General features: G+C 74.7%; 13 protein-coding genes. 4 read left to right on the forward strand and 9 right to left on the reverse strand.

From position 1 onward, the window contains the following. Positions 1-21: 21 nt before the first annotated feature. The 8 genes from PZB77_RS29300 to PZB77_RS29335 all read right to left on the reverse strand — a co-directional run bounded on the left by PZB77_RS29300 (position 22) and on the right by PZB77_RS29335 (position 9,640). Complete coding sequence (locus PZB77_RS29300; protein WP_275495641.1) at positions 22-1,209, reverse strand: GNAT family N-acetyltransferase; 1,188 nt, start codon at positions 1,207-1,209, stop codon at positions 22-24. Further along, positions 1,206-1,886: a lipopolysaccharide biosynthesis protein gene (locus PZB77_RS29305; protein WP_275495642.1), complete on the reverse strand. Its 681-nt coding sequence runs from the start codon at positions 1,884-1,886 to the stop codon at positions 1,206-1,208. The genes PZB77_RS29300 and PZB77_RS29305 overlap by 4 nt, the downstream gene beginning before the upstream one ends. Beyond that, positions 1,883-3,010, reverse strand: a complete 1,128-nt coding sequence (locus PZB77_RS29310) for a glycosyltransferase (protein WP_275495643.1) — start codon at positions 3,008-3,010, stop codon at positions 1,883-1,885. Before PZB77_RS29310 ends, PZB77_RS29305 begins: the two co-directional genes overlap by 4 nt. After that, positions 3,007-3,819 (reverse strand): polysaccharide deacetylase family protein, encoded by an 813-nt coding sequence (locus PZB77_RS29315; protein ID WP_275495644.1) that lies wholly within the window; start codon positions 3,817-3,819, stop codon positions 3,007-3,009. Before PZB77_RS29315 ends, PZB77_RS29310 begins: the two co-directional genes overlap by 4 nt. Further along, positions 3,809-5,485: a lipid II flippase MurJ gene (locus tag PZB77_RS29320; RefSeq protein ID WP_275496270.1), complete on the reverse strand. Its 1,677-nt coding sequence runs from the start codon at positions 5,483-5,485 to the stop codon at positions 3,809-3,811. The genes PZB77_RS29315 and PZB77_RS29320 overlap by 11 nt, the downstream gene beginning before the upstream one ends. Before the next feature lie 107 nt (positions 5,486-5,592). Then, positions 5,593-7,020, reverse strand: coding sequence for an O-antigen ligase family protein (locus PZB77_RS29325; protein WP_275495645.1), 1,428 nt, complete (start codon positions 7,018-7,020; stop codon positions 5,593-5,595). Positions 7,021-7,022: 2 nt separating this feature from the next. Next, positions 7,023-8,513 carry a sugar transferase gene (locus PZB77_RS29330; protein ID WP_275495646.1) on the reverse strand — a complete coding sequence of 497 codons (1,491 nt, stop codon included), beginning with the start codon at positions 8,511-8,513 and terminating at the stop codon, positions 7,023-7,025. Next, positions 8,510-9,640: a glycosyltransferase family 4 protein gene (locus PZB77_RS29335; protein ID WP_275495647.1), complete on the reverse strand. Its 1,131-nt coding sequence runs from the start codon at positions 9,638-9,640 to the stop codon at positions 8,510-8,512. The genes PZB77_RS29330 and PZB77_RS29335 overlap by 4 nt, the downstream gene beginning before the upstream one ends. A gap of 799 nt (positions 9,641-10,439) precedes the next feature. Between PZB77_RS29335 and PZB77_RS29340 the strand changes: the two genes are divergently transcribed. Beyond that, a complete protein-coding gene (locus PZB77_RS29340; RefSeq protein ID WP_275495648.1) occupies positions 10,440-11,420 on the forward strand; it encodes an endonuclease/exonuclease/phosphatase family protein in 981 nt (326 codons plus the stop codon). Positions 11,421-11,556: 136 nt separating this feature from the next. Beyond that, positions 11,557-11,850: a hypothetical protein gene (locus PZB77_RS29345; protein ID WP_275495649.1), complete on the forward strand. Its 294-nt coding sequence runs from the start codon at positions 11,557-11,559 to the stop codon at positions 11,848-11,850. Positions 11,851-11,999: 149 nt separating this feature from the next. Here the strand turns inward: PZB77_RS29345 and PZB77_RS29350 are convergent, their stop codons facing one another. Continuing rightward, positions 12,000-13,886 carry an ABC transporter ATP-binding protein gene (locus PZB77_RS29350; RefSeq protein WP_275495650.1) on the reverse strand — a complete coding sequence of 629 codons (1,887 nt, stop codon included), beginning with the start codon at positions 13,884-13,886 and terminating at the stop codon, positions 12,000-12,002. Positions 13,887-14,092: 206 nt separating this feature from the next. Between PZB77_RS29350 and PZB77_RS29355 the strand changes: the two genes are divergently transcribed. Further along, a complete protein-coding gene (locus PZB77_RS29355; RefSeq protein ID WP_275495651.1) occupies positions 14,093-14,887 on the forward strand; it encodes an SDR family oxidoreductase in 795 nt (264 codons plus the stop codon). 94 nt (positions 14,888-14,981) lie between these two features. Beyond that, positions 14,982-15,665, forward strand: coding sequence for a ribonuclease H (locus PZB77_RS29360; protein ID WP_275495652.1), 684 nt, complete (start codon positions 14,982-14,984; stop codon positions 15,663-15,665). Positions 15,666-15,676: the final 11 nt, after the last annotated feature.

Consider the following 15,676-nt stretch of genomic DNA (forward strand, 5'->3'; position numbering starts at 1 on the left):
GGTACGGCTCCGTCGGATGGCTCAGCGACCGGCCCCCGTCAGGTGCGGCGCGCCGCTCGGCGAGCCGACCCGCCCCGGCAGCGCGGTGATCCGCTCGTGCCACTCCCGCGCCGCCGGGAAGCGGGCCTTCACCGTCGCGGCCGCCCGGTTCCTGGCGGCCACCTGCGACGTACGCAGCCGCAGCAGCGGCTCGAGCGCCGACCGGGCCATCAGCAGCCGCTGGTTGACCACCTGGACCGGCTGCCAGTAGCTCTTGTACTGCTCCGCGCCGCGCAGCAGGCTGAGAACGCTGCGGCCGTCGGCGGCCGCCTGCCGCGACACCTCGCGCAGCAGCAGCGTGGCCACGTCCACCTTCCGCTCGCGCAGCCGCGGATGGGCGCCGTACAGGTAGCAGCCGGTCAGCGGTCCGGCGTGCAGCGACAGGTTCGCCGCCAGCACCTCCCCGTCCAACAGGAACTCCGTCAGCGTCGCCCCGCCGTCGCGGACCATCCGCCCGGCCGCGTGCGCCAGGTGCGCCGCGAACCGGGGGCGCAGGTGCTCGGGGTTGACCCCCCGCCCGCTCCACTGCAACGCGTGCAGCCGCAGCAGGTCGCCCACGGTCCCCGGCACCCGGTCGGCCGGGACCTCGCGGCACACCACGCCCAGCGCCTCGACCTTCCGGAGCTTGGCCCGCACCCGCTGGGCGCGAGAGCCCGACATCTCCTGGGCCAGCGTGGCGAGCGGTGCGGCCGGCAGCTCCATGCAGGTGGAATCGGTGAGCCGGGCACGGGGTCCCGACCAGCCGGAGAACAGCCGCTGCGCCACGGCGTCGGGGCGTACCTCGCGCAGGTCGATCACGCTGGAGCGGGCGGCCCGGTGGAGCCCGTGCGCCAGGGCGCCGACCACCGCCACCGTCTCCGCCCCGTCGGCGAGGACGTCGAAGAAGTCCGAGATCGCCCCGCCCATCGGCATCAGCAGCGGCATCGGACGGTGGGCGAGCAGCAGCGGAGCCGCACCGACCAGCCGCCCGCCGCGCCGTACCAGGACGACCCGGAGATTGCTGTCCTGTCCGTAGGAGAGCCACCACGAGTGCAGCCAGGCGTGGCTCTGGAAGGGCGTGGCCGAGGGGCAGCGCCGGTGCAGGGCGTCCCACTCGGGGGCGAGGGCGGCGAACTCCCGGCCGTCCCGGCAGAGCGTGACGCCGAGGGAGCTCCGCGATGGGAGGGTCATCGCGCCGGCTCCCGTTCTTGGGGCGCGAGGGCCTCGGCCTCGTGCGCGGGACCCGGCACCGGGGCCGGCACGAGGTGCACCTCGGGGCGTCGGCGGACGAGCAGCAACAGCCCGCCGACGAGCCCGCCCGCGCTGCCGCCGACGGCCGCGGAGAGCGGCACCGAGGGCGACGCCGGTTCGCCGGGCGCGACGGCGTGGGTGAACCGGATCAGCTTCACCCCGGTGTCCTTGGAGACGTGCCCCCCGCTGACGATGAGGGCCTCGACGACTGCGTCCGCGATCTCGGCGGCCTGCCGGGGCCGGCTCGCCGTACCGGTGACGGCGATCATCGGCGAGTCCGGCGAGGTCTCCGCGCGGACGTGCCCCCGTAGCTCGCGCAAGGGCTCGCCCGCAGCCCCCTGGGCGTAACCGAGCGTCGCGTCCGAGGTGGCCAGCCGGCCGTACGACTGGGCGTACCCCAGCGCCGCCGTCGGGTCGGTGGTCTTCGTGGCCGCGACGGCCATCGCGTACCCGGTGGCCTCGTAGCTCGTCGGTGCGAGCAGACCGTAGGAGAGCCCGCACGCGGCGCCCAGCAGCGCGCAGGCGGGGAGCGGCCACCAGAGGGGCGGCCGGAAGGCGGAGCGGAGCTTGCGGGTCCGTCCGGGCGTGTCCTGCTTCTGGGTGGGGGATTCGGTCATGACTCTGCTCTTTCCAGGGGGCGGGACGTGGCGAGGACGTGGCGGTACACGTCCATGAGGTGATGGCTGCTGCGCCGGATGTCGTACGCGGCGACAGCGGCGGGCGGGGAGAAGCGCTGGGGGGCGAGATCCGCCAGGGTGCTCAGCGCGGCGGAGAGCGCGACGGGGTCGCCGGTGATCCGGCGCGCGCCGGGGGCGCTGCCGGCTGGGAGGTCGTCGAGCGCGGGGCAGGCGTCGTGGAGCACGGGCAGCCCGGCGGCCAGCGCCTCCACGACGGCCAGCCCGAACGACTCCTCGCGGGAGGCGGAGACGAACACGTCCACGGCGGCGAGTACCGCCGGCACGTCGGGGCCGGGACCCGCGCCGCACGCCCCGAGGAACCGGACGCGGTCCGCCGCACCGAGCCGCCGGGCCAGCTCCCGCAGCGACGTGAGCTCCGGTCCCTCACCGGCCAGCACCAGCCGGACACCGGGCAGCGCCGCGACGGCCCGCACGAGAACGTCGAACCGCTTGCCGGGGACCAGTCGCCCCACACCCCCGACGACGAAGGCGTCCGGGGGCAGGCCGAGGAGGGCGCGGGTGGCCCACCGGGCGTCCGGGTCGAAGCGGAACGCCCGGGCGTCGATGCCGTTGGGCACCACGTGGATGCGTTCGCCGGGGACGCCCCACCGCCGCAGCCGGCCGGCCACGGTGGGGGAGACGGCGACCGTCGCCGAGCCCAGCCGTTCGGTCCCCAGGTAGAGCGCGCGGGTGCGGGCGGTCAGTGGCCGGCCCTCGATCTCCGCCTGCCCGAGGGAGTGTTCGGTGGACACACCGGCACGCACCCCGGCCAGTCTCGCGGCGATCCTGCCGTAGACGCATGCGCGGTAGAGGTGGGTGTGGACGAGGTCGTACTTCCCGCCGCGCACCAGGCGGGTGAGCCGGCCCACGGCCCGCAGATCGCGGTTGCCCGCCATGCCGAGGTGGGTGACGCGCACCCCGTCGCCGCGCAGCCCTTCGGCCACCGGCCCCGGGTTGGTCAGCGTCACCACGTCGCAGTGCACGGGCAGGTGACGGAGCATCAGGCGCAACTGCTGCTCGGCGCCGCCGATTCCGAGGCCCGTGATGACGTGCAGGACCCTCACCGTCCGGCCCCCGCGCGCGGACCCGACGGGACCGGGCCGAAGGGCGTACGGCCCGCCCGGTGGCGCATGTGGTGGCGGAGCTCCTTCGCGCGCAGCCGCAAGCCCTGGTCGGCGTGGCTGACATGGGTGCGCGGAAGGGCGAACCCGCCCACCAGTGAACCTGGTCGCAGAGCGCATCCGTAGGAGTACCCCGCCTCGCGCACCGAGTCGAGCACCCGCTGGTCGGCGTAGCCGTACGGGTGGCAGAAGCCCTCCGGAGCGGTACCGGTGAGTTCCCGGATCAGCTCGCGGCTGCGCCGGGTCTCCTCGTGGAGTTCGGCGTCCGGCAGCGCCGTCAGATCCCGGTGGCGCAGGCCGTGGGAGCCGATCTCCATGCCGCTGCCGGCGAGCCCGGCGATGCCGTCGAGGGTGAGGAGCGGTTTGCGCGGGCCCTTCGGGTCCCACTCGTTGGTGCCGCCGTCACGGCCGGGCAGCACGAACACGGTGGCGGTGAAGCCGTACCGGCGAAGGAGCGGCAGCGCCTCGTCCACGAAGTCGGCGTAGCCGTCGTCGAAGGTCAGCCCCACCAGACCGCGCCCGCCCCCGGCGTGCGCGCGCAGCAGGGCCCCCACCCCCACGCCCGTCAGGCGCCGGGCGCGCAGCCAGGCGAACTGGGCGTCGAGGCGGTCGGGGGAGACGGTGATGCCGTACGGGTCGTCCGACGGATCACCCACCGAGTGGTAGGTCCAGATCCACGGCCGGGCGACGGCGGCCGGGCGGGAGGGGGCGGAGCGGGGTGCGGCGACTCGCGCCGACGGGTCAGTTGCCATGGAGGAACCTCTGTCGGGTCAGGGCCAGCAGATGGACGACTTCGGGAACCCGGCACACGCGTCCGGTGAGGAGGAAGACGCAGGGGACGAGGACGCAGCCCGCCGTCAGGCCCGGGGCGGGGGCGGTGACGGCGCCGGCCCAGGCCCAGCCGGCCGCGGCGGCGACGGCGGCCGGCACGGCCAGGCGCAGGAGGGACAGGCTCACGGCACGCACCTCGATGGCGATCACCCGGGTGCCGAGGCCCTGGAGGAGGAGCGCCGCCGTGACCGTGATGCCCACCGCGTTCGCGGCGGCGATGCCGAGGACGCCGAAGGGAGGGGTCACGGCGACCCCGGTGCCGGTCGTGACCACCAGCCCGGTCACCATCGCGAAGCCGGGGTACCAGGTGGGCCGCCCGGCCGAGAAGAACGGCCGGCCCAGCGCACCGACGAGGCAGTGGCCGAGCAGACCGAGCGCGTACACCCGCATCACCCCGGCGGTGGCGCGGGTGTCCTGCGCGTCGAACGCCCCGCGCTGGAAGAGCACCTCGATGATCTGCGGGGCGCAGCCGATGACCAGCGCCGTACCGGTCAGGACCACCAGGGCGGCCAGCGCGAGATCGCGTTCGACCCGCAGACGTGCGCTCTCCCGGTCACCGTCGGCCATCGCCTGCGCGACCACCGGGAAGGTCACCGTGCAGATCATCAGCGACAGCACCATCGGCATCTGCGCGACCTTCTGCGCGTAGTTGAGGTGCGAGATGGCACCGGCGGGGAGCGTCGAGGCGAGGAACCGCTCGACCAGGACCTGGGCCTGCCGGCTCACCACGAAGAGCAGCACCGGCGCGAGGACGGCGGCGCCGGGGAGCCGCGCGGCGCCCTCCGGTTCGCGGAGCGCCGCCTCCGTCCCGCCGCGCGGTTCCTTCGCCCGCCGACCGCGCTCCCGGGCCAGCACCCGGGTGCAGAAGGAGGGTGCCTGGACCAGCACCATCAGCACGCTGCCGACCGCCACACCCACCGCGGCGGCCCGCACCCCCCACGCCGCGTGCAGCCCGAGGGTCGTCACGACGATGCCGGCGTTGTACGCGACGTACACGGCGGCCGGCGGCCCGAAGCTCCCGTGCGCCCGCAGCGCCGCGCTGAAGTAGCCGGTGATCCCGAAGGTCAGCACCGTGACGGCGGTCAGCCGGGTGCAGTCGACGGCCAGCCGGGGATCGGCCAGCCCGGGCGCCAGCATGCCGACCAGCCAGGGGGCCCCCGCGAAGAGCAGCGCGGCGCCCCCGGCGAGCAGCGTGAAGAGCCGGGGGAGCGTCGCCGCCACGAACGCGCGGACCGGCTCCGGCGCGGCACCGTCCGGGCCGGCGGCCCGGCGGGCCAGCACCTGGCTGAACGCGGGCACCAGCAGCAGCGCCATGCCGTCCTCGATGAGCAGCGTCGCCGCCATCTCCGGGACGGTCCAGGCGACCAGGAAGGCGTCGCTGTCGCCCCCCGCGCCGAAGTAGTGGGCGACGGTCTGGTCCCGCAGGAGCCCCAGTACGGCGCCCACCAGCGTCAGCCCCGCAGTCGCGGCGGCCGCGCGGGCCAGGAACCGGCCCAGGACCGGCACCTGCCGGGACGGCGCCCCGCGCACGACGGCATCATCGGCCGGCTCCGGGGCCGGGAGGGGCGCCCGGCGGGGTACGCCCACCTCGGGCGCCGCCCCGGGCCCTTCCGCCCCGGGCCCCTTCGGGCCGGACCGCGGCTCCCCGGGGGGCGGCGGCCCGGCGGACGGACCGACCCCGGTCGTGGTGCCGCTCACCCGGTGGCCGCCTTCTCCGGAACGGTCAGCGCCCACCACGCGCCCAGCCCCAGCACGACGCCGGTGAGCACCGTGGTGGGGCCGCCGATGTCCGCGTACAGGAAGTCGACGGTCTGCCACACCACCAGTCCCACGGCGACGAGCCCGCAGTCGACCGCGCCGGCCCGCCGGCGCCTGGCGAGGAGGAGGGTGCGCACCGACGCCACGAGGACCGCCAGCCAGCCGCCCACGACGGTGACGAATCCGATCAGCCCCTGCTCGCCGAGGACCAGCAGGTACATGTTGTGCGGGGAGAGGAGGGACTGCCTGCGGAACTCCTGGCCCGCCCCCCCGGTGTCGCTGCCGGAGGAGAGACCGATCGAGGCGTGGCCGTCGCGGTGCTCCGGGAAGCCCTTGAGGCCGACGCCCGTCACCGGACGCTCCCGCCACATGCCCGCGGATGCTCCCCACAGGGCGTACCGGTCGCTGACCGACCGGTCGGGGGTCCGGGCCACGTCGGTGACGCTGGTGAGCCGCTCGCGGACCATGTCGGAGCCGATGCCGAATCCGCCGACCAGCACCACCGACAGCGCGCCCACGACCAGCAGCGACCGCGACGCCGTGCGCCGCCCGGTCAGTACGACGACCGTGAGCGCCGCCAGCGCCGTCGCGATCCACGAGCCCCGGCTGAAGGAGACGGCGAGGGCCACGACCAGCACGACGGTGACGGCGAGGGCGCAGGGGCGCAGCAGGTGGCGGCCCGAGGCGGGCGGGCGGAGCAGGTAGGGAAGGGCGGCGATCAGACCGTACGCGACGACCGTGGCCATGCCCATGATGTCGCCGGGACCGAAGGTCCCCACCGCGCGGACCTCCTCGCCCATGTACGAGGCGCCGGTGCCGGTGGTGAACTGCCGGATCCCGATGACCCCCTGGACGACGGCGAGCAGGACGAGCGCGCCGGTCAGGAGACGGAAGCCCCTCGCGTCCCGGATCGTCAGGCACACGGCGAGCGGCACCAGGACGAAGATCTGGAGGTAGCGGACGAACCCGGGGAGCGCCGCCACGGGGTCCGGGGCGGTGACGGTCGCCACCGCGAGCCCGGCCACCGTGAGAGCGGCGACGAGCACCGCCCCGGCGGGCAGGGGGCGGGCACGCCGCGCCAGCAGCCGTGCCAGACAGCACACCACCGCCGCGCTCGACGCGAGGTCGGCGGGGAGAACGTCCCCGGAGGAGGATGCGCCGGCTCCGGGGACCGGGAGGGTGAGCAGCAGGACGGTCGCCACCAGGGGCAGCAGGACCCACAGGTCGAGTGCTCCGGCGGCTGCCCGGCCGGGCGCTGCCTTCGCCGGCGGGGCGGTGTGCGCCGGGGCGGCCGCCGTACCGACGGGCGCCCGGGGATCGGTGGGGGCGGGCGCGACCTGGGCTCCGGTCGTGGGGGGTGTCATGCTCAGCTGCCTCCGCACCGGAAGAGGGAGAGGACGGTGCGGGCGAGTACGCAGACGTCCTGCCACAGGGACCAGGTCTCGATGTACCGGTTGTCGAAGCGGGCGCGGTCCTCGATCGAGGTGTCGCCGCGCAGACCGTTCACCTGGGCCAGCCCGGTGATGCCCACGGGCATCCGGTGACGCGCCTGGTAACCGGGGTGGAGGGTGCTGAACCTGGCCGCGAAGAAGGGGCGTTCGGGACGGGGACCGACCAGGCTCATGTCCCCGCGCAGCACGTTCCACAACTGCGGGAGTTCGTCCAGCGAGGTGCGGCGCAGCGCCCTGCCGACCGTGCTCATCCGCCCGTCGCCGGCGACGTTCCAGCGGGTGGCGGACTCGTGGGGGTCGGCGGGCCGCAGGGTACGGAACTTGAGGAGGGTGAACGGCTCCCCGTGCAGGCCGAGTCGTTCCTGCCGGAAGATCACGCCCGGGCCGTCCCAGATCCGTACCGCGCACGCGCAGGCGGCGAGCACGGGGGAGACGGCCAGCAGGGCCACGGACGCGAGGACGATGTCCATGGCGCGTTTGAGGGCGTGCGAGAAGGGACGCTGGCGCCCGGGGCGCAGGCGGTGCGCGGAGTACCCCCACAGATGGTCCGGGCGCGGGGGCCGGTGTTCCGGGATCGCGCCGGTCGCCGGAGGCTCGATCAGCCACATGCGGCAGCCGTGCCCCGCGAAGAGGGCGAAGAGCTCCGTCCCCTCGGGCGTCGACGCCGGATGCTCGGTGAACAGCACGTGGCGCACCCTCTTGCGCACCACAGTCCGGCCCGCCTCCTCCCGCGTGAGCAGGACCGCGACTCCGCCGCCGGTGCCGTCGTCCGCCGGCGTGCCCGCGTCCGACGCGCGCAGCGCGACCCGGCCCACGGTCCGCAGGCCGTACTCGGTGCGCTCCCGGAGCGCGGTCGCGGTGCTCCGGGCGAGCGGGCCGTGCCCCACGACGAGGACCGGCCGGGGCCTGCGGGCGGCGGAGCGGGCGCCGGCCCGGTAGAGGACCCCGCGCGCGGCGCAGCAGAACAGGGTCTGCACGGCGACCGCGCAGAGCAGCGTGGTCCAGCCGACCGCGTACCGGGTGTCGTACGTGACGAGCGCCTCGGCGACCACGAACCACTGGAGCAGCGTCAGCCCGAGGACCGCCGGGAGTTCGGCCCCCGCGGAGTGGGACAGCCGGGACCGGTACAGGCCGCGGGAGGAGAGGAGCAGCACCTGCGCGGCCGCCTGGAGCGCGAAGACAGCGACCGGCCACCGCTGGGCCGTGCCCGCCGCCGGCACGAGACCCGCGACGAGACCGTCCGCCCCTGCCAGCAGGACGGTCAGCCGGTGCCGGCCGACCCGCCGGACGACCGGCTCGGAGTAGCGCCGGACCGGCCCGCCGCGTGGTCGATGGACGGTGGAAGAAACAGGGGGCAGCGTGGCCCCCCGGGCAGTGCCCGGGAGTGATGCACTCTCCGTCGTCATCGCTCGGTGCGCTCTCTCGTCGTCGTGCCGGACGGGTGGACAAGTTCCTGGTAGAGACGGGTGACCGCCGCGGCGGTCCTGCGTACGTCGAAGACCGCGCGCGCATGGAGTCCGGCGCCCCGGCCGAGCTCCGTACGGAGCGCGGTGTCGGACAGCAGGGCGGTGAGCGCGGCGGCCAGCGCGGCCGGGTCGTCGGGCGGTACGAGGCAGTGGGCCTCCTGTCCGGGGGGCAGGCTCTCCCGGGCGCCCGACACGTCGGTCATCACCACCGGTCTGCCGCAGGCCATCGCCTCCAGAGGCGCGAGGGCCATGCCCTCCCACCGCGACGGCAGGACGACCACGTCGGCCGCGTGGATCCAGGGGCGGACGTCGTCGCTCGCTCCGGCGAACAGCACGTCCGCCGGGGCCGACGCGCGCAACCGGGCCTCCTGCGGGCCGCTGCCCACCAGGACGAGGCGGGCGCCCCGCGGGCGCATCGCGCGCCATGCCTCCAGCAGGACGTCCTGGCCCTTCTGCCGGCTCAGGCGGCCGACGCAGACCACCAGAGGCGTCTGGTCGGGGAGGCCGAACGCGGCCCGTGCGGCGGTGCGCTCCCGGGGCCCGGCCGGCCGGAAGTGACCGAGGTCGATGCCGTTGTGGATCACCGACCAGCGGGCTGTGATGCCCGCGCGTTCGCCCGAGCGGCGTTCGTGGTCGCTGACGCAGAGCACCCGGTCGGCCCAACGGGCGCCGAAACACTCCCACTTCAGCGCGGACACAGCGGTCGCGCCGCGTACCGCCTCGAACGACCAGGCGTGCGGCTGGAAGACGGTGGGGATCCGGCCGCGCACCGCCATCCGGCCCGCGAGACCGGCCTTCGCACTGTGCGCGTGCACCACCTGCGGGCGGTGCTCCCGGACCAGCGCCCGGGCGCCGGCGATCTCCCGGCCCAGTCCGGGACCCGGATTGCGTACGGCCCGCCAGCCACGGACCTCCGCCCCCGCACCGGCCGCTTCCCCGGCCAGCGGACCGTCCGGGGGACAGGCCACGACGGGCCGGAGTCCGGCGCGGACCTGCGCCCGCACCAGATCGACGACGACCCGGGCGACGCCGCCCTCCACAGGCTGAACGAGATGAAGAATCTTCAACAGATGTGCTCCGGGGTGACGTTCTCGCTGCGCCTTCGGCGGATTTCGTACGCACCCCGGCCCGACGGGTCGAAAGGGTGCGCACATGCGTCCTGTGAGGTGTCCGGGGAACCGGTCCTGAGTGCTGCTCGTCCGGGCAGGGCTGTGTGCGTCGCGCTTTTGCGCGAAGGTGGAAAATGCGTTAAACCGAACTGCACTTTGACAGACCGTCGGCCCGAATCCGTGGATGACTCGCTCGTGCGACCGACCGCGCCGGACCCGAATGCCGCACGCCCCTGACCTGTTCGAACGGGGAGAGCGCAGGTGGCCGTGCGGCTGGAAACGCTCCCGTGCGACGAGAAGAACGGGTTGACGATCCGCCGTGTCCGGACGGTCAGGAGCGGCCCCGTCCGGGACGTCCGTGCGGCCGGCCCGCAGGCGGTCACCGTGAATGCCTCACCTAACAAACGGGAGAATGCGGGAATACGCGGACGGGGCGCGGGAGCGTCCAGGGATCTGGCGCGCGCCTACCGTTCGAGCGCGGGAGGGCCTTTCACGAAAACCGAACCTCTCGGTCCCGCTTCGGCCGACCCGTGTTCCGCCACGTGTAGGCGGGTAAGCCGGTGTCCCGTACGGCTCCTCCGACGTCGTCGGCCGCGGCCAGAGCTCGTCGGGCTCCGGCGGAACCGTACGGAGCCCCCACCGCGTCCTCCTGCGGTGCGAGCCGGAGCGGCGGCCGAGCCGCAGGCGGGCCGCGCGGATTCCGGGCCGAACCGGGCACCCGGAGAGATCCCCGTGCTCCGACCGATCGAGGAGAACGATGCGACCCGCGCACTCCGCCGCGCCCACGCCCCGCAGGTGGTACCGCCCCGCGCGCGGCACGACGGAGGCGGTCCTCGCCGTGGTGGCCGCCGGGCTGCTCGCCGCGCCCCGACTCGTCCCCAACACCCCGGGGCGCATGGGCAGCCTGACGGAGACTCTGCTGCCGTGGCTCGGTCTCGTGGCGCCGGTGCTGCTCTGCGCCGGACTGCTGAGGAGGGCCCCGGTCGCCGTGGCCGCCGCGGTGCTGCCCGCCGTCGTCTGGGGTTTCCGGTTCGGCGGCCTCTTCCTCGACGGGACGGACGCCTCCGGCGACCTGGTGGTGGTCCAGCACAACGTGAGCGACGAGAACGCCGATCCGGCGGGTACCGCCGCCGCACTGGACCGGAGCGGGGCGCGGATCGTCGCGCTGGAGGAACTCACCCCGCAGGCCCTGCCGGTGTACGAGGAGGTGCTCGCACCCCGCTTCCCCCACCACGCGGTGAGCGGCACCGTCGGGCTCTGGTCGGCGTTCCCGCTGACGGACGTACGCCCCGTCGACATTCGGCCGGAGGGCATCACGGAGGCGTGGAACCGGGGCCTGCGGGCCACCGCCCGCACTCCGGACGGCGACCTCGCCGTCTACGTCGCCCACCTGCCGTCCGTCCGCCTCGGCGGGGCGGGCCTGCGCTCCGGACTCCGGGACGAGAGCGCCGTCCTCCTCGCCGCGGCGGTCCACGACGAACCGCTGGACCGGGTCCTCCTGCTCGGCGACCTCAACGGCACCGTCGACGACCGGGGACTCGGTCCGCTCCGCGCCGACCTGGACGGCCCCGCCTCCGGAGCGGCGTTCAGCTGGCCCGCGGCCTTTCCGGTGGCCCGGATCGACCAGGTCCTGGCGCGGTCCGCCCGCGTCACCGGTATCCGCTCCCTGCCCGGGACCGGCAGCGACCACCTGCCGGTCGCCGCGTACGTGGACCTGCGGCGGACGGATGCCCGATAGCCGGCGGCGCCGGCCGCGTCGACCGGGGACCCGGCCCGGCAGCGTGGACCGGAAGAGCGGTCCCTGAGTATCCGGTCGCCGCGGATGAGTACGCCGACGCATCCGCGGCGGGGCCGGCGCCGGTCGAATGGAGAGGATGCCCACCGATGCGAGCCCCCGTATGCGTCACGTCACCGTGGCCGGCGGTGCCCTGGCCGGTGTCCTCCTGCCACTCGTCGCCGGTGTCCTGCTGGCGAAGGCGGTCGCCGGCGACCCGATGACCCCGGTGAACGCCCTCGTCACCCGGGGCGGACACGGCGCCTTTGTCCCGCCCTCCCAGTGGACCGGCTGCGGCCGCGCGGTGCTGCGCCGGGGCCGGGAACACGGGGCGGGCCGCACCCTCACCGGCGTCGCCCGGCGCGTGCGCGGGGCGCGCGCCGAGCGCGGCTGACCGGACCGGCCGGGCGACGGGCCCCGGCAGTCCGGCCCTCCCTCGCGCCGGGCCGCGAACGGGCCGGGCAGAACTCCCCGGGAGTTCGGCGACGCCCGGCCGACGACGAGCGCCGTGCCCGCCGTCGGGCCTCCCCGCCGTGTGCCCGGTCACCCCACCGCGTGCGGCTCGGCGTCCGGGCGCTCGAACTGGGTGCGGTACAGCTCCTCGTACCGTCCCCCGACGGCGAGGAGCTCCTCGTGGGTGCCGCGTTCGACGATCCGACCGGCTTCGACGACCAGGATCTGGTCGGCGGCGCGCACCGTCGAGAGCCGGTGGGCGATGACCACCGCGGTCCGTCCCGCGAGCGCCTCGGTCAGCGCCTCCTGGACCGAAGCCTCCGAGGTGGAATCGAGATGGGCGGTCGCCTCGTCGAGGATGACGACGCGCTGACGGGCCAGCAGCAGCCGGGCGATGGTGAGGCGCTGGCGCTCGCCGCCGGAGAGACGGTAGCCGCGCTCTCCGACCACCGTGTCCAGTCCGTCCGGGAGCGAGGCCACCAGTCCGTCGAGCCGCGAGCGGCGCAGGGCGTCCCAGATCTCCTCCTCCGCGGCGTCCGGCCGGGCGAGCAGCAGGTTGGCCCGCACCGACTCGTGGAACAGGTGTCCGTCCTGGGTGACCATGCCGAGCGTTTCGCGCAGCGAGTCGGCGGTCAGGTCCCGGACGTCCACCCCGTTCAGCCGCACGGCCCCCGCGTCGACGTCGTACAGCCGGGGGAGCAACTGCGCGATCGTCGACTTCCCCGCCCCCGAAGAGCCCACCAGCGCGACCATCCGGCCCGGCCGCGCCACGAAGGACACCTCGTGCAGCACCTCTGCGCCGCCCCGCTCGTCCAGCGCGGCGACCGCCTCCAGCGAGGCGAGGGAGACCTTGTCGGCCGACGGGTAACCGAACGAGACGCCGTCGAACTCCACCGAGACCGGCCCGTCCGGTACCCGCCGCGCGTCAGGCTTCTCGGTGATCAAGGGCTTCAGGTCCAGGATCTCGAAGACGCGCTCGAAGCTGACCAGCGCACTCATCACCTCCACCCGCGCACCGGCGAGCGAGGTGAGCGGCGCGTACAGGCGGGTCAGCAGGAGGGCGAGCGCGACCACCGCGCCGGGTTCGAGCGCGCCCTGCTGGGCGTAGTGGCCCCCGAGGCCGTAGACGAGCGCGAGCGCCAGCGCGGAGACCAGGGTGAGTGCGGTGATGAAACCGGACTGCGCCATCGCGGTGCGGACGCCGATGTCCCGTACCCGGCGGGCCCGGGCGGCGAACTCGGCGCACTCGTCGGCGGGCCTTCCGAACAGCTTGACGAGCGTCGCGCCCGGTGCCGAGAAGCGCTCGGTCATCTGCGTCGCCATCGCCGCGTTGTGTGCGGCCGCCTCGCGCTGCAACGAGGCCATCCGGGCGCCCCGGCGGCGGGCCGGAACGACGAAGACGGGGAGCAGTACCAGGGCGAGGAGCGTGATGCGCCACGAGATGCCGAGCATGACGGCGAGCGTCAGGACCAGGGTCACGAGGTTGGAGACCACCCCCGAGAGGGTGTTGCTGAAGGCCCGTTGGGCCCCGATGACGTCACTGTTGAGCCGGCTCACCAGCGCCCCCGTCCGGGTGCGGGTGAAGAAGGCCACCGGCATCCGCTGGACGTGGTCGAAGACCGCCGTCCGCAGATCCAGGATCAACCCCTCGCCGAGGTTGGCCGAGAGCCAGCGGGTCAGCAGCCCCAGGCCCGCCTCGGCCACCGCGATGAGGGCGATGAGCAGCGCGAGACGGACGACGGTACCGTCCGGGCCGCCCCGCACGATCGTGGTGACCACCTTGCCCGCCAGGACCGGCGTGGCCACCGCGAGCAGGGCTCCCAGCACGCTGACGATCAGGAACCGCACCAACCGCCGCCGGTGCGGCCGGGCGAAGCCGAGGATGCGGCGCAGGGTCGCCCCCGAGAACGGCCGGCGGTCGCGTTCGGCGTTCATCACGCTGTGCAGCGACGACCAGGCGGTGAATTCCATGTCCATGCGAGGGCTCCGGGTTCTTCCGACCGAGTGCGCGGCCCGAGAGGGCCCGTACGACAGGAAAGTAGGACCTCAAGCAATGTTGAGGTCAAGAGGGTTCAGCGTCGGTGCCGGCCCGCGGCGCCGCTCCGCACGCGCCTCCACCGACGGGATGCGACGGTGGAAGGGCGGGCCTCCCGGCACCGCGACCCGGCGGAAAGGAACACGAGGTGCGTATCGACCTGACCGGCAAGAAGGCCGTGGTCACCGGATCATCCCAGGGAATCGGCCTCGCCATCGCCTCCGGCCTCGCCGCGGCGGGCGCCTCGGTGGTGCTGACCGGACGCGGCGCCGGCCGGCTGGAGACGGCGGCCCGGACCCTGCGCGAGGAGGTCCCGGCCGCCGACGCCGAGAGCGTCGCCTGCGACCTGACCACCGAAGAGGGCGCCGACCGGCTTCTGTCGGCCGTCCCCGGTGCCGACATCCTCGTGAACAACCTCGGCATCTTCGGGGCGCGCGCGGCGCTCGAGATCAGCGACGAGGAATGGCGGACCTACTTCGACACGAACGTCCTCAGCGCGGTCCGGCTGATCCGACGCTACCTGCCGGGGATGATGCGACAGGGGTGGGGGAGGGTGTCCAACATCGCGAGCGACTCGGCGATCGCGATCCCCGCCGAGATGATCCACTACGGGATGTCCAAGACCGCGCTGCTCGCCGTCTCCCGGGGCTTCGCCAAGGAAGCGGCGGGCACCGGCACCACGGTCAACTCGGTGATCGCCGGCCCCACCCGCACCGGAGGCGTCGAGGCCTTCGTGTACGAACTGGTGGACCGGGACCTGCCGTGGGACGAGGCGCAGCGCGCGTTCATGCGCCTGCACCGCCCGCAGTCGCTGCTCCAGCGCCTCATCGAACCCGAGGAGATCGCCCATCTGGTGGTCTACCTCAGCTCCTCGCAGGCTTCCGCCACCACGGGCGCGGCGGTGCGGGTGGACGGCGGGTACGTCGACTCGATCGTGCCCTGACGGCTGCCTCCCACCTCGGTCCCTGCTCGGCCGGCCCCGCTTCCCCGTGGGGCGGGCGGACGGAGGTGTCCGTCCGGGCTGGCATGATCGGGGGATGGACGAGAGCATCATCGCCGCGTGTGACGGGGCGTCGAAGGGCAACCCCGGGCCTGCCGCCTGGGCGTGGGTGGTCGCGGACGCGGCGGGGCGCCCGCAGCGCTGGGAGGCGGGCCCGCTGGGCACCGCCACCAACAACGTCGCCGAGCTGACCGCCCTGCGTTCGCTGCTGGAGTCGACCGACCCGGCGGTGCCGGCCGAGGTCCGCATGGACTCGCAGTACGCGATGAACGCCGTCACCAAGTGGCTGCCCGGCTGGAAGCGCAACGGCTGGAAGACCTCCGGCGGCAAGCCGGTCGCCAACCAGGAGCTGGTCGTGCGCATCGACGAGCTGCTCTCCGGTCGCACGGTGCGCTTCCAGTACGTCCCCGCCCACCAGGTCGGCGGCGACCCGCTGAACGCCCTGGCCGACCAGGCCGCGAGCGAGGCGGCCGTGACGCAGCGGCCCGCCGGTACCGCCCACGGGACGGCCGCGCTCCCCGAACCCGCACCCTCCCGGGCGGTGAAGAGCGCGCCCGGGAGGACGGCGAAGGCGTCCACCGGCGGAGCCCGCACCGGGGCGACGATCCGTGCGAAGTTCGCCGGGCGGTGCCGGTGCGGCAAGCCGTACGCGGCCCAGGAGACGATCGCGAAGAACCCGGTGGGCTGGGGCCACCCCGAGTGCCGTACGGAGCCCGCCTGAACCACCGGGCG

Source organism: Streptomyces sp. AM 2-1-1 (assembly GCF_029167645.1).
GTDB lineage: Bacteria > Actinomycetota > Actinomycetes > Streptomycetales > Streptomycetaceae > Streptomyces.

Excerpts from the sequence above, each read along its gene's own strand:
- PZB77_RS29305 (WP_275495642.1), bottom strand. The coding sequence starts at position 1,886 with ATGACCGAATCCCCCACCCAGAAGCAGGACACGCCCGGACGGACCCGC.
- PZB77_RS29340 (WP_275495648.1), top strand. The coding sequence starts at position 10,440 with ATGCGACCCGCGCACTCCGCCGCGCCCACGCCCCGCAGGTGGTACCGC.
- PZB77_RS29350 (WP_275495650.1), bottom strand. The coding sequence starts at position 13,886 with ATGGACATGGAATTCACCGCCTGGTCGTCGCTGCACAGCGTGATGAAC.
- PZB77_RS29315 (WP_275495644.1), bottom strand. The coding sequence starts at position 3,819 with ATGGCAACTGACCCGTCGGCGCGAGTCGCCGCACCCCGCTCCGCCCCC.
- PZB77_RS29325 (WP_275495645.1), bottom strand. The coding sequence starts at position 7,020 with ATGACACCCCCCACGACCGGAGCCCAGGTCGCGCCCGCCCCCACCGAT.
- PZB77_RS29300 (WP_275495641.1), bottom strand. The coding sequence starts at position 1,209 with ATGACCCTCCCATCGCGGAGCTCCCTCGGCGTCACGCTCTGCCGGGAC.
- PZB77_RS29330 (WP_275495646.1), bottom strand. The coding sequence starts at position 8,513 with ATGACGACGGAGAGTGCATCACTCCCGGGCACTGCCCGGGGGGCCACG.
- PZB77_RS29345 (WP_275495649.1), top strand. The coding sequence starts at position 11,557 with ATGCCCACCGATGCGAGCCCCCGTATGCGTCACGTCACCGTGGCCGGC.
- PZB77_RS29360 (WP_275495652.1), top strand. The coding sequence starts at position 14,982 with ATGGACGAGAGCATCATCGCCGCGTGTGACGGGGCGTCGAAGGGCAAC.